13 protein-coding genes are annotated in these 12,838 nt (G+C 47.4%); 7 read left to right on the top strand and 6 right to left on the bottom strand.

Features of this window, described 5'->3' with window-relative positions; translation table 11 throughout:
• The first annotated feature begins 32 nt into the window (after positions 1–32).
• Positions 33–1,307: an MFS transporter gene (locus MKY42_RS02065; protein ID WP_179262048.1), complete on the top strand. Its 1,275-nt coding sequence runs from the start codon at positions 33–35 to the stop codon at positions 1,305–1,307.
• A 126-nt stretch (positions 1,308–1,433) separates the two neighbouring features.
• Here the strand turns inward: MKY42_RS02065 and MKY42_RS02060 are convergent, their stop codons facing one another.
• Positions 1,434–2,477 carry an alkene reductase gene (locus MKY42_RS02060; protein WP_339848233.1) on the bottom strand — a complete coding sequence of 348 codons (1,044 nt, stop codon included), beginning with the start codon at positions 2,475–2,477 and terminating at the stop codon, positions 1,434–1,436.
• 276 nt (positions 2,478–2,753) lie between these two features.
• Here MKY42_RS02060 and MKY42_RS02055 point away from each other — a divergent pair, with 276 nt between their 5' ends.
• Positions 2,754–3,617: a LysR family transcriptional regulator gene (locus tag MKY42_RS02055; RefSeq protein ID WP_064642768.1), complete on the top strand. Its 864-nt coding sequence runs from the start codon at positions 2,754–2,756 to the stop codon at positions 3,615–3,617.
• Between the two features lie 298 nt (positions 3,618–3,915).
• Here MKY42_RS02055 and MKY42_RS02050 read toward each other — a convergent pair whose 3' ends face one another.
• Complete coding sequence (locus tag MKY42_RS02050) at positions 3,916–4,545, bottom strand: hypothetical protein (protein ID WP_179262050.1); 630 nt, start codon at positions 4,543–4,545, stop codon at positions 3,916–3,918.
• Between the two features lie 401 nt (positions 4,546–4,946).
• Here MKY42_RS02050 and MKY42_RS02045 point away from each other — a divergent pair, with 401 nt between their 5' ends.
• Complete coding sequence (locus tag MKY42_RS02045; RefSeq protein WP_179262052.1) at positions 4,947–5,558, top strand: alpha/beta fold hydrolase; 612 nt, start codon at positions 4,947–4,949, stop codon at positions 5,556–5,558.
• Positions 5,559–6,062: 504 nt separating this feature from the next.
• Here the strand turns inward: MKY42_RS02045 and MKY42_RS02040 are convergent.
• The 3 genes from MKY42_RS02040 to MKY42_RS02030 form a co-directional block, all read right to left on the bottom strand.
• Complete coding sequence (locus MKY42_RS02040; protein WP_179262054.1) at positions 6,063–7,169, bottom strand: Glu/Leu/Phe/Val dehydrogenase; 1,107 nt, start codon at positions 7,167–7,169, stop codon at positions 6,063–6,065.
• A gap of 196 nt (positions 7,170–7,365) precedes the next feature.
• Complete coding sequence (gene cdaS, locus MKY42_RS02035; protein ID WP_179262056.1) at positions 7,366–7,995, bottom strand: sporulation-specific diadenylate cyclase CdaS; 630 nt, start codon at positions 7,993–7,995, stop codon at positions 7,366–7,368.
• A 146-nt stretch (positions 7,996–8,141) separates the two neighbouring features.
• Positions 8,142–9,650 carry a DUF6359 domain-containing protein gene (locus MKY42_RS02030; protein WP_257031974.1) on the bottom strand — a complete coding sequence of 503 codons (1,509 nt, stop codon included), beginning with the start codon at positions 9,648–9,650 and terminating at the stop codon, positions 8,142–8,144.
• A gap of 220 nt (positions 9,651–9,870) precedes the next feature.
• On the opposite strand from MKY42_RS02030, the gene MKY42_RS02025 reads away from it, so the two are divergent.
• The 3 genes from MKY42_RS02025 to MKY42_RS02015 all read left to right on the top strand — a co-directional run bounded on the left by MKY42_RS02025 (position 9,871) and on the right by MKY42_RS02015 (position 11,100).
• Positions 9,871–10,161 carry a hypothetical protein gene (locus MKY42_RS02025; protein WP_339848227.1) on the top strand — a complete coding sequence of 97 codons (291 nt, stop codon included), beginning with the start codon at positions 9,871–9,873 and terminating at the stop codon, positions 10,159–10,161.
• A 153-nt stretch (positions 10,162–10,314) separates the two neighbouring features.
• Positions 10,315–10,470 carry a hypothetical protein gene (locus MKY42_RS02020; protein WP_162842450.1) on the top strand — a complete coding sequence of 52 codons (156 nt, stop codon included), beginning with the start codon at positions 10,315–10,317 and terminating at the stop codon, positions 10,468–10,470.
• An 87-nt stretch (positions 10,471–10,557) separates the two neighbouring features.
• Positions 10,558–11,100: a GNAT family protein gene (locus tag MKY42_RS02015; protein WP_090904061.1), complete on the top strand. Its 543-nt coding sequence runs from the start codon at positions 10,558–10,560 to the stop codon at positions 11,098–11,100.
• A 134-nt stretch (positions 11,101–11,234) separates the two neighbouring features.
• Here the strand turns inward: MKY42_RS02015 and MKY42_RS02010 are convergent, their stop codons facing one another.
• A complete protein-coding gene (locus MKY42_RS02010; RefSeq protein WP_256222398.1) occupies positions 11,235–12,011 on the bottom strand; it encodes a Crp/Fnr family transcriptional regulator in 777 nt (258 codons plus the stop codon).
• Between the two features lie 377 nt (positions 12,012–12,388).
• Here MKY42_RS02010 and MKY42_RS02005 point away from each other — a divergent pair, with 377 nt between their 5' ends.
• The gene (locus MKY42_RS02005; protein ID WP_090904060.1) at positions 12,389–12,820 is read left to right on the top strand and encodes a GAF domain-containing protein; all 432 of its coding nucleotides are present in this window, start codon (positions 12,389–12,391) and stop codon (positions 12,818–12,820) included.
• The last annotated feature ends 18 nt before the right edge of the window (positions 12,821–12,838 follow it).

The following is a 12,838-nucleotide window of genomic DNA, read 5'->3' as shown; positions in this document are numbered from 1 at the left end:
ATTGACAGTGGTATGGGGGAGGGCTGGAATTATTGTCTTTATTTAAATCATACGCGGGTTTGAGCCGTGAAATATATTACCTCTGTTTAGCCAGAACGATTAACAGCGCAGGAGATTTTGTGTTTTCCCTTATTACCTTAGTCCTGACTTTACAGATGGGGATGAATGTTGTCAGTGCAGGTATCTTTGTATCACTGGCAGCCTTGATTAGTGGACCAGGTGTCCTTCTTGGCGGTTATTTAAGTGATCTTATGGGCAAAAAAACAATTATCGTTACCGGGCAATTGCTGTCCGCCACAATGATAATATGCTGTTCGTTCTGGTCGGGCACTATTACGGTTGGCTATTTACTGATCGCTGTCATGTTCTTCATCAGCATTACCCGCCCTGCGTATAACGCATTAATCATTCAACTGTGCACGGAGGAGAAAGAGCGAAAGTCGGCCTTCTCTCTTATGTATTTGGGAGCCAATTTGGGGATAGCCATCGGACCATTGGTAGCCGGTTTTTTCATCAAGGATCATGTCCATATCGTCTTTATCAGTATTAGCACTGTATTTCTGATATCCACCTTCATTATCATCAACCAGGTAAAGATCGGTACAAGCAAGGTAATGGCGTCTACGGGCAGCAAGAATTCTGCACATCTACAATCGAGCCAACCTCCCACTCCTTTATTCACACTTCTTATGAGAAATCCGCTCGTCGCCTTGTTCATCTTGGTATCATTTCTCAACTATTTTATTTATATGCAATCCTCGTTTAGCCTTCCGCTACAAATGAATGATTCGTTCGGAGAAGACGGGGCAGCCTATTACGGCTCTGTCATGACCATTAATGCTATCAGCGTCATTATCCTGACCACCTTGATCCTATCCGTTACACGTAAGTTAACTGCGCTAAACTCCATTGCCACAGGTGCGCTCTTCTATGGCATTGGATTTGGTGCATTGAGCCTGATGGGTTATTTTCCCCATTTCGCCATCGTCGCCGTCTCTACGGTACTATGGACCGTCGGAGAGATTCTGGTGCAAACCAATATCAATCTATATATCGCTTCACGAGTGCCGGATACACATCAGGGGCGGTTTAACGGCTTGCTGCTGTTCGTAGGCTGTCTGGGTTATACACTTAGCCCATACTTGACAGGTATTTTCATCAAAAACATGGACATGGGGAGCTTATGGATCATTATTCTGGCCTTCAGCTTGGTCTATGCGTTGTGCATGATCATCCTGTGGTATATCGAAAAAAGCTCAACCAGAAAAAGTGAAATTGAACCGCTGGATTTATCACAAAGTGTTTGAGCAATCTGACCCAACCCTCCGCAAGTTGCTACAGCATGGAAGACATTTAATCATAGTTAGCATCAAAAACAGAAACAACGGGCAGAGTGATCCACAGGATCAGCTTCTGCCCTTTTCTTGCTACATTCACACCAACATAGTCAGATGTGCATTGGCATCGTACTCGACCCACTGCTGCCCCGTACGCAATTTTTGCACCAGATCGGGATTGGCGATAAACGGTCTGCCGAACGCTGCCAAATCAATGCTCCGATTCTGCACAGCCTGCTCTGCTATTTTTGCCTCAAGGTCCCCTACGCCAATGATGATACCGTCCCACTGCTCGCGAATTGCCTCATGGAAATTCTGTTCCCCATTCCAGACTGTGGTGTATCGATCTGTTGATGGGTGCAAGATTGTAATGCCTGTCTCGCGGAACAGATTCAGATAGGCGTTCAGCACTCCAGCCTTGTCTGCCCAGACATAGGAAGGGTCATCATCTTTTTTCTCGGAAAATCGTACCGATATGCGATCCACGCTGATTTCTTTTTGAACTGCAATAATGATCTCCTTCAGAAAACGCAATCGACCCTGGATATCGCCTCCGTATTCGTCTGTTCTGTGGTTCGTCTTCTCATTGATAAACTGGTCGATCAGATAACCATGTGCTGCATGCAGCTCAATTCCGTCGAATCCAGCCAGTACCGCATTGCGGGCAGCCGTTTGAAACTGTTGAATGCTATCCCGGATATCTTGCACACTCATAGCTTGAGGTATCTGATATGGCTTATGCAATTTATGGACTCTTCCTTGAGCCGGAATGCTTGAAGGTGCCAGTGGCGGGGTACCGATCAGATCGGAGTGAGACAGTCTGCCCACATGCCACAACTGAGCGATGATGGTTCCTCCGTGTTTATGGACGGCATTCGTTACTTTCTTCCATGAGTCGGTCTGTTCAGCCGTATATAATCCGGGGATGCCATAGGTTCCTTTGCCTGCCAACGAGGGATTAATCCCCTCTGTAATGATCAACCCTACACCATCCCGGGCACGTCGCTCGTAATACGCCACCATCTCTTCCGTCGCAGTCCCATCCTGATCATTGGCAAACCCTCGGGTAAGAGGCGCCATCACTATTCTGTTTCTCAAATGCCATTCGTTGATCGTCACCGGGCTCAGTAATGTAGACATATTCTTCATCACTACTCCTTCTCCATTGTCATTCTCATTGTCAGCATTTTTGCACATTCCATTGTTCTAAAAATGCGCTGTTGATAACGATATTGTAAGCCGGCATATATATATCGTAAAATGATTGAAATATATAGATGTATCTCTCATAGAGATACCTAACTAAACAATCTGGAGATAACAGCGATCGGAAGGTTGTTCTGTCATCGGAGTGCCCGTGTAAATATTCATTAGTGAAACTTATATATAGTTAAAAGTAAGCAGGAGGCCAGAGCTATGGAACTCTCGGATATCGATATTATTCTCGCGGTGGCACGGTCCGGCAAAATCTCACAGGCCGCCAAAGAATTGAATTACGCACAATCCAACGTCACCACACGCATCAAAAAACTGGAACAGGAATATCAAGTGCAGTTGTTCAACCGTTTTCCCAAAGGGGTAGTGCTGACTTCCAAAGGAGAACAGTTTGTCCAGTATGCAACACGCATCCGTGACCTGCTAAACGATCTGGAGCAGGACATGACTGATCCCGGTGAGCCTTCAGGCACGTTAAAAATCGGGATTGTGGAGACGGCTGCATCCAGCCGATTCATGGAAATTCTCAATGAATACCAAGTGACCTATCCCGAGGTTTCCATCTCACTTGTGAATGCCACTTCACCCAAAGTGCTGCGCAAGAAAATACAGGAATATGAGATCGATGGTGCCTTTATTAGTGGTGCGTGTGTAAAAGAGGGTCTGAAAGTGGAATATGAAATGCAGGACACGGTGCATATCATCTCGAAACGGATGGACGTCCCCCCCGAAAGCCTGTGTCAGGTTTCGTGGGTCGTTTTCCCAAAAGGCTGCCCTTACCGTGAAATTACGGAGGAATATTTGCAGGAAGAAGGTTTGTCTGCTCGCAATATGATTGAAGTCAGCACGATGGATAACCTGCTTAGCTGTGTGGAGTCAGGAATTGCTTTTACCATTATGCCTTGCAGCGTAATTCACAAGAAACCGGATGAGTTCTCGGTATACGATCTGGCTGAACGATTCACACATACCACAACGACCTTTGTCCGTGGCGAAGATCGATACGTCAGCAGCGCGCTGGATCGATTTGTGAAGCTGCTGAATCAGAAGTGTATTACCTTTTGAAATATCATTTCGATTTTCCCCATATCTGCTCAATGCTTATCTGGGCAGAGAACATAAGAAGAGAGATGCGATCTTTCGCATCTCTCTTCTGGTATAGTAATGCATCAGCTCTCAGAATGTTACGGCGCTAACTTAATGTTTGCACATTATTAGGTAGGATTACCCGGGAATGCACAGGCTAATGATCCACAACGACGTTATTCCAGTAGAAACCTACGGAAATACATACAGAGTGAAGCAATAACTCGCGTCTACGTTTCGTTAGCAATTTTCTTCCCCCGCATCCTTATTCTCGTACTTACTTATACACCAGATTCTGAAGCTCCTTAATATTGTAAGTATCATCCTGTATGAGCCACTGATTATTCTCCTGGAGGAACGTAATGTCTCCTTCGAGTGGAATGTTTCGAGATTCCTGGCCGTTCTTATCGGTGAGAATCAAGTTTAACGTGTAAGTGATCAGGAGCGAGTCTCCTCTATTTTCCTTCACACTGAAACTCATATCTTCCGGGTGCAGCGTAACGCTCTCCTTGTTCGCAACCTGAAGCGGCAGTGCAATATTACGATCAGCCATCTTTGCAACATAATATCTTGAAGTCAGGAACGGCTTCAGAATCTCTCCTTTGGCCTCCAATGCCTCTCGAGTCATTGTGTGCTCTTCATCATATTTGTCCACTGTGAATTCAGCCTTTTTGTATAGATCAGCGGTTGTAAGCATTGCTTTCTCATCACTCTCCGAAGCAGGTGGGACCTCCTTTGTTCCCTCACTCGTGCTTCCTCCTCCATTGCCGGATGAATCTTCCTGCCCGGATGGTATAGTCACGCCCGGTTCAGTCGTCCCTTCATCCGCAGTAGAATTACTACAGCCTGTAATCAATATGAATGAGAGTACCATCGCACCTGCTAACCATGAATATCTACGCATCATACTCCTCCTTTTAATTAAATCAAAATTCCATACATTCACCTTACCACTTATGGTTTAATAATCCAATTAATGAAATGGTAATATTTTTATGTACGTTATTAGCTATAAAAGCTTTTTCCCACTTTTCACTAAGATGAACAGCAAGGATAGAAAAAATAAACACTCTGACATGTTGACCAACAGTCTCATGCCTTCCCCTAAATCCTTCAATCCAAATAGAATATGGATCAGCGAAATCATTCCCGTAATTACAGCGACCATCCCAGCCAAAACCAGCATGTATTTATTCCCCTCAAAATTTATTTTAAATTTTATTACTACCACACTATTCCTTTTAATTACAAATAATGATAGATTAAGAGAGAAAATATGGATATACATTCCAAAGGAGGGTATTAATAATGAGTAAATCTATTGTTCTACGTTGCGTCTTAACCTGTCTGTTCTTCCTTAGTTCGTTATCTTTGCTGTCCATCCCTGCCGGTGCGGAGCAAGCAGCGGCTGCCAATGGGCGCAATCCCATTGTACTTGTACACGGTATTGGAGGCGCGGGATTTAACTTTGCCAGCATCGAAAGAGCACTAATAAACGAAGGCTATTCCCGAAGTGACCTGTACGCCATCGATTTCCTGGACAAGTCAGGAAACAATATCACCAATTCACGCCAGTTATCCTCCTATATTGATGATGTCCTGCGTAAGACCGGCGCCAGCAAGGTCGATATTATTGCCCATAGCATGGGCGGGGCCAACACCCTGTATTATATCAACAACCTCGGTGGTGGCAAAAATATAGGCAAGGTTATTACACTCGGCTCTCCCAACCGGCTTGTAGCCCGATCGGCACCAACCGGCATTGCATATACTTCCATCTACAGTACGTCGGACTTAATTGTAAACAATACGTTATCCCCACTGAACGGGGCGAACAATATTCGCATTTTCGGGGTGACCCATATCGGCCTGTTGATTGATCGTGGTGTTCAAAACCACATCATGAACGCCTTGAAGTAAAACAATTGATAAAGAAGGCGGGCATCCACACGGACACCCGCCTTTATTTGTATTTTTATTTTACCTGTACTTTTCTCGGAGCATTCGAGCAGGAGGCTCAGAAAGGCTTCGCCTGCTCTTTTCCAAGGAACCTAGAACGTCTTATTTGGCTCTCAAGCCCTCTTTTTCAATCGTAAGGAACACCAGACGCGTTATTGCTTAAAATCTCGCTAAAAAGACGCTAAAAACGGCCTCAAATTTTGATATAACGTGTCTCAGGTTCCTTATCCTTCTGTAGACGCTTCAAACCCCTGAATAACACGTCTCAGATTCGTTAGCGCTCCGGCCATACTCCGTCGTAAGCGAAACGAAAGATACGACTCAGGATAGCGTCTGAAAAAGGGCACGTGGAGAAAACACGCGTTCTGGCGAGTTTTGCGCCGCGAACTCGACCCACTCTTCAGCTCTCAGACTGAGGTTTCATGACACACTACACTCTTATCCATTTCAATGCAATCCTTAAATTTACCCGCGCAGTCTGCGGGAACTCAGCGCGTGATGACCATTTTGCAGGAATGTGCTGCGTGTATTCTTCATCAGTTCAATCCGGCGTTCAGCCAAACGATCCGCAGCAATATACGTTGCGATGCCTTCGGTGCGCGACGTGTCGAAGATTTTCTCCAGAGTATTGTAGATCTCTCCAACCTTGCTCCACGCACGATCGGCGTTATAACCGTTCAGCTCATCCGCAATATTAATTACGCCACCTGCATTGATCACGTAGTCTGGGGCGTATACAATTCCCATTTCATGCAGCTTGTCACCATGACGCGGCTCCAGCAGCTGGTTGTTGGCACAGCCTGCCACCACCCTGGCTTTGAGCTGTTTCAACGTATCGTCGTTAATGGTACCGCCCAGTGCACATGGAGCATAAATATCACAATCCACTCCAGTGATGTCGGCAGGGTCTACCGCCTTAGCACCGAATTGATCCACAGCCTGCTTCACGGAATCCTTATGGATATCGGTAACGATTAGATGCGCACTTTCTTCATACAAATATTTGCACAGACGCATCGCCACGTTGCCCACGCCCTGTACAGCCACGGTTTTGCCTTCCAGCAGATCCGTGCCGAATGCTTGCTTCGCCGCAGCCTTCATACCCCGATATACACCCCAGGCTGTTGCCGGGGAGGGGTTACCGGAGGAGCCGTAGCTTGGGGATATGCCTGTAACATAGTCGGTCTCCTGATAGATCAGATTCATATCTTCTTCTGTGGTTCCCACATCCTCTGCGGTGACATACCGTCCGTTCAGTCCCTGAATGTATCGGCCAAAGGCCCGGAACATCGCTTCATTTTTGTCACGGCGCGGATCTCCGATAATTACGGCTTTGCCTCCGCCCAGATTCAGTCCGGATACCGCATGTTTATATGTCATTCCCCGCGCAAGGCGCAAGGCATCTTCAATGGCCGCTTCCTCAGAAGCATAAGTCCACATCCGTGTGCCTCCCAGCGCAGGACCGAGTGTTGTATCGTGAATAGCAATAATTGCTTTTAAACCAGAGGCTCTATCCTGGCACAGTACCAGTTCCTCATAATCGTGATGTTCCATTGCTTCAAACCAGCTCATGTGTAACCGTCTCCTCCAACCATTTTTGCGATCCAATCGCCTTCATCCATTTCGTCTTCCACCCTCTATTGTACCCATGATGATCTAGTATGTGCAAAATCACATTACGATGTAACAAAAAGACCTTTCTCTCTTCACAGGGAAAAAGGTTCGTTATTCCAGCATGGAATCGGTAAAAAAATTTAGCGACGAGTGATCATGGCAAGGTTTCAACCACGTTGATGGGATGCAGATCCCCACCCACGGCGAATGAAGCTTGACCAGTCTCCTCCGAGACAACAAGCACAACCGCATCCGTCAGTTCACTCAATCCGAGAGCAGCCCTATGCCGTGTGCCAATCTTCCGTTCACGCGTAATGGCCTGTGATAGAGGCAGGACATTACCCGCAGATACAATCTGATTGCCTCGAATCAGTACAGCCCCATCATGCAGAGGTGCACCCGGTATAAACAGCGATTCCAGCAATGCATGAGTGACTCTCGCATCGACTGCAACCCCTGAGTGGATAATCGGTTCAAGCGGCACTTCCCGTTCAATTACAATGAGAGCACCATATCGGCGATCCGACAAATGCTGTACACTGGCAGTCAATTCTGCAAATTTCTCCGTGAAGGGAGACAGATAACAATCCAGATAAAAGGAAGAGGCCAGCACCTCAATATGCTTGATCTCAGCCCGAATCTCCGCAAATTGGCCCAGCAGACACACACTGTCATGATCAAAGGTGGATAACGTCTGGTTCATTCGTTCTGCCACACGATGAAGGTCTGCTTTGAGTTTCTGTCTCATGGTCGAGCTGTCACAGTCTGCTTGCCGATTCATCATGGTCCTCCCCCTCACCTTTGGCATCTCGCTCATCATTCATAATTACCCATACGTTTCCCTCTACTCCGGGCATTTATGCAAAATAAAGCCTGTCCGCAATCGCTGCGGACAGGCCGATTCTCCGTATAGCTACCTTCCTGCTTGTCTTACTGCGCTTTGCCGTACGAACCAGCTTTAAACGTTGTAGGATCGTACCATTTATAGCCTGCAGCCGGTGTAGCCCATGGCTCGGTTTGCGGCTCAGTCGATGAAGCCGGAGCTTCAATCGCAAGCAGACTTGTCGGCGTATCCAATATCAGTCCAGACACCTGAGACAGACTGGTATAGCTTTCTTTCACTGCAAGCCATTTCACGGTATTCACGAGGAATACACCATCATTCACTTCTTTGAAGCCATCATACGTTGTTTTGGCAGCGCCTGTTTCTTCACGTAGATATTTTGGAGTGGCATCCTCCACAGGTGAGGAGTCACCGATAAATGCTGCTTTACCTGCACCGACCTTGGCAATCGCTGCGTAAGCTCCTTCAGCCCGTCCGCCGCCATTGTATACGCCCTGATCTACCGCGTTGCCCCATTTAGATACACCGCTCGGAACATACACCAGACCTTTGGCTTTGTTCGGATCAATAATGGCAAGTGTGGAACCTGCATGCATGGCTACTGCGCTCACACCAGTGGTAATGCCGAACGACTGCGAAGGTGCGACAATATCTGTTGCATTAACATCACCCAGTGCGTTGTAGCGGAAACGAATACCGAAGTTGGATGCCAACCAGTCGGAACTGGTCACGCCTTGCATCGCTGGAGATTCAGCTTCTGCTGACGACATGCCTTTGGCTGGATTCAAGAATGCACCCCGGCGATAGCCGTTGAATACTTCAGAGGAATCCCAGCGGTTTTTGTTCCGGTCTGCGTTATAGTGGTCGGCAATGAAGAAGACACTGCCACCATTCTGTACATATTGCAGCAGCGCAGCCTGCTCTGTCGCTTTGAAAGGCACGTTCGCTTCGCCGATAACGAAGACATCATAGTCTTTCAATTTATTAAAGGTGATGGCTTGCTCACCGAAGGTATACGGGATGCTGCGATTCAGCTGATCCACGGTAAAGCCTGCGTTTCGCAAACCATTCGCAAAGTCTGAAAATGCCCCATCAATAACCCAGTCCGCAGCCCCGGCTGTCTGAGCATGCGAGTTGTCGAACAATACTTTTTTTCCAGTACCATCCGGCAGCGTTGTGCCTGGATCAGGATCAGGATTGGTTGTTCCAGAGGAGAGTGCGATGGAGGTAGGATTCTTCACTCCGGCATAACTGTTGTATGCACCTAGCGTTCCGGTTACGATAACCTTCTGCCCTACAAGATTCGGGTTGGTAGCCAGTCCATATTGCGAGCGGTACGACGCTGGAATCTGCACATCCAGCAGTTTCGCATTGGTCTTCTCTGTCGCTGAATCGGCAATCAGGAAGTTGAAATCATTGGCATAAGGAGATGTAAATTTGGCTGTAAGCGAACCCGTGGCATGTCCAACAATATATCCTTCTACCGTTGCCGTGCCTCCACCACTCTGGGCTGCGATGGCCTGAGATACCGTAAGGGGCGCTGCAGCTTGTACCGGACTTAAAGAACCCGGCCCCAGCAACGCCGTTGCCATCATGATGAAGACCAGGAATGCTCCGGTCCAATGCTGCCATATCGCTTTCTTCATACTTGCCTTCTCCTCCTCATAATTACCTGATAATGGGTTATCCACCTTTAATTTAATCGTTCATATGCTGAATTCCTCTTTCTTTTTGTAAAATGTTTGCAAAAACTTTTGGAAGTTACACCAATTGCCCATACTGGTTAACAAAAGTATCCCAAAGGAGACCTGTACGATGAAGTTTCTATTTCTTCTGCTCCTGCTGATTGTTCCACTGATTATGGTTTTTGTTGCACTTCGCTCCCGGATGGTGACCCGTGTTTTCCATGTCCTTGCCCTGCTCTGCTTCTATAGTGCGGCGACGGTCATTGCAGGCGATGTGTACGCTACGAATGCCCATATGACGACGTTCACCACCGAAATTCACCATTTCCTGTTGAATGGATGGTTCCTTTATCCGTCTGCATATCTGGGTGTGTACATTCCCTATCTGCTGTGGTTGAGCCTATTTTCGAAAAAAAGTTAAGATTATTCGAGCCTTGGCATTGCATTTTGCCATCGTTCATTGCATAATAAACATATAGCTGTGATAATGATTATCATTCTTGAGCTTGTCTCAAGTCTTCTGTCTACTTTACATGACTTAACGATTTTATAGATAAAGGGGAACGAACATCGAATGAATACAACTCTGCAAAAGGCTGATCTGCAGCTTGACGATTATTTGGATCTTCTGAACCTGGCAACCAACCTGGGTGACACCAAATGGCAAAAGGAAATTATCCGCAAGCTGGCTTATACTTATCCCGCAGTTGAATGTAAACAACCACAATAGCATGCCTTATACTTACATAGCTCGTAACCCATTCTTTACACGAATCGGTTATTGGGCTATTTTTGTTTTATATAGGAGGGAATAGCGATGCAATTGGAAACCGAACGACTCATCATCCGGGATATTCTGGAGACAGACTGGGAAAGTATACATAGCTACACATCCATGACAGAAGTTACTCAGCACACGGCATGGGGACCGAATACAGAGGAAGATACGCGGGCTTATGTGGAATTTGTAATGAATTTACAGCAAACACAACCACGAGAGGGCTTCGAACTGGCGATATGCTTGAAAAAGGAGGGCATCCTGATCGGCGGTGTTGGCCTTCACATCGAAAAGACGAACGCTGAGATCGGTTATGTGCTCAATCCCCTTTATCAGGGAAAAGGGTATGCTGCCGAAGCAGCCCGAGCCATGCTTGGCTTTGGCTTCAATACACTTGGCGTACACCGGATATATGCGAAATGCCGCCCGAACAACAAGGCTTCAGAGAACGTTATGCAGAAGATTGGTATGCAGCGTGAAGGTCTGATGCGAGAGCATTGGTTTTACAAAGGGGAATATCATGATTCATGTCTATATTCGATTCTTGCTAAGGAGTATATAGGTGCAAACGTTGGACGCTAATCGTGCCTACAACAAAAAAACATATAACTACGCCAAAAAGCTGACCCCGAGTACATCGGACATCAGCTTTTTTTGATTTCTCCGTAACGACCCCAATCGCCATCGAAGGTACAACCCTATTCAACTTGCTTTCATTACAATCGACACAGCTCTACCGGACAGCTTGGAAATGTAGGACATCCGCACATGCAGCGCAAGGCTGCCAGGTCACGAATCATCAGCTTTCCATCCACGGTGTCCAGCGTCCCCTGTTCTTTCCAGGCTCCCAACATACGCGTTACACTCTCCCGCGTGGCACCAATCATTTCCGACAACTCGGTATGATTCAGCTTCATGTCGAGCACGATGCCATCCGGCGTAATTCTGCCATACGAGTTGCTGGCACGAATCAGCGTCGATGCGAGCGCACCTGCCTTGCCATAGAGCAAGAGATCACGGAAACGCGACTGGGTGATACGCTGGGCGAGCGCCATCCATTGCAGGAATTTCAAGGCAAGATCACCATGTTTGCTGAGCACACTTTCCAAGTCGCTGAGCGAGATAATCCCCAGCTCCCCTTTGCCTGCCATCTCTGCACTGTAGCTGTGAGTCAATCCGCCTATACCGCCAAACTCTCCAATCAGATCGCCGGTTTGCTGAATCGATAAAATGATTTCTTTCCCATCCTCAGTCGACTTGGTCAGCTTCACTCTTCCCGAGCGAATGTAGTACAGGTATCCGGCTTCATCGCCTTCCAGAAAGAGACTGTACCCCGACTTTACCCGTTTCGGCTGCATCTTCGCTTCGATCAAGCCCCATTGTTCAGCTGTCACGAACGAAAGGATTCCACCTGTCTCCCGTGTCATCTTGCTCGCCTCCGTCTGTTCTTGTTGTGTCGCCTGGGTTGTTCTTTCTGTAAATACCGTACCCATTACCATCGTCCCCCTCGGTGTTTCCTTATGTATCCATCATACCGCGAATATAGCGTGGGGGTTATCGGGGGATTACCTGAACCTCGCGGGGAAACTCCCTGAATTTGCTGTGAGATAAATCACACTTATGAGGACCCTTTACGACTCCGTAATCGATAAAAGCCTTGCCGTTCCTGGCCTAATTGCCTGTCCATACACAGGATCAGCAAATTGCAGAACGGAAATAGGGGTTTTCCCTGAATTACAATCCAGAAGAAAGGGGCTACAATAGAAACAGCAGCGAAATACCCTTATTTTAAGATTTCCCTGACCACAGGTTAACGATATTGATTACACCGTAACGTACGGTATGATTCCAAAAAAGGAAGTGTCCTCTCATGCATGATGAACTGCCATCTGGCATTCAGGAGATGATCGACGGCCTGCGCATGAATACCTCCAGCGATTTTTGCGGACTGGCCTGTCTGTCCGGGACGATGCTGCGCTGGAAGTATACATCCGGCGCCAGCAACGAGCGAGTGAAGCGCATGGAGATGCGCCCTGGACAAGATCTGGTTGGCACAGCGCTTCGGACTGGACGCACCGCTCTATCTGATGCACAATCCACCGGGGAGCATACACCCGGCCGTTGCCCGTTAATGCTTGCGGAGCGGTTGGTATGTGCCATAGCCGTGCCTGTGTTCCAGCAAGGAAGTGTTCCTGGCGCCGTGCTGCTCCTTGGCAGCAGGTTACCCTGCACGTTCTCACCGGAGATGGTCCGTCAGACCGAACAGGTTGCTATACAGCTGCAGCCACAAGTGTACGGATAAAGACATCTGTCTGGAGTA

The sequence above is a fragment of the Paenibacillus sp. FSL W7-1088 genome (assembly GCF_037969855.1).
In the GTDB taxonomy this organism is placed as follows: domain Bacteria; phylum Bacillota; class Bacilli; order Paenibacillales; family Paenibacillaceae; genus Paenibacillus.
Note: the sequence above shows the minus strand (reverse complement) of the source record. Positions and strands in the feature narration are given on the sequence as shown.

Coding starts and splice junctions, on each gene's coding strand:
- MKY42_RS02060 (WP_339848233.1), bottom strand. CDS start 2,477: ATGTCTACATTACTGAGCCCGGTGACGATCAACGAATGGCATTTGAGA.
- MKY42_RS02055 (WP_064642768.1), top strand. CDS start 2,754: ATGGAACTCTCGGATATCGATATTATTCTCGCGGTGGCACGGTCCGGC.
- MKY42_RS02050 (WP_179262050.1), bottom strand. CDS start 4,545: ATGATGCGTAGATATTCATGGTTAGCAGGTGCGATGGTACTCTCATTC.
- MKY42_RS02045 (WP_179262052.1), top strand. CDS start 4,947: ATGAGTAAATCTATTGTTCTACGTTGCGTCTTAACCTGTCTGTTCTTC.
- MKY42_RS02040 (WP_179262054.1), bottom strand. CDS start 7,169: ATGAGCTGGTTTGAAGCAATGGAACATCACGATTATGAGGAACTGGTA.
- cdaS (WP_179262056.1), bottom strand. CDS start 7,995: ATGATGAATCGGCAAGCAGACTGTGACAGCTCGACCATGAGACAGAAA.
- MKY42_RS02030 (WP_257031974.1), bottom strand. CDS start 9,650: ATGATGGCAACGGCGTTGCTGGGGCCGGGTTCTTTAAGTCCGGTACAA.
- MKY42_RS02025 (WP_339848227.1), top strand. CDS start 9,871: ATGAAGTTTCTATTTCTTCTGCTCCTGCTGATTGTTCCACTGATTATG.
- MKY42_RS02020 (WP_162842450.1), top strand. CDS start 10,315: ATGAATACAACTCTGCAAAAGGCTGATCTGCAGCTTGACGATTATTTG.
- MKY42_RS02015 (WP_090904061.1), top strand. CDS start 10,558: ATGCAATTGGAAACCGAACGACTCATCATCCGGGATATTCTGGAGACA.
- MKY42_RS02010 (WP_256222398.1), bottom strand. CDS start 12,011: ATGGGTACGGTATTTACAGAAAGAACAACCCAGGCGACACAACAAGAA.
- MKY42_RS02005 (WP_090904060.1), top strand. CDS start 12,389: ATGCATGATGAACTGCCATCTGGCATTCAGGAGATGATCGACGGCCTG.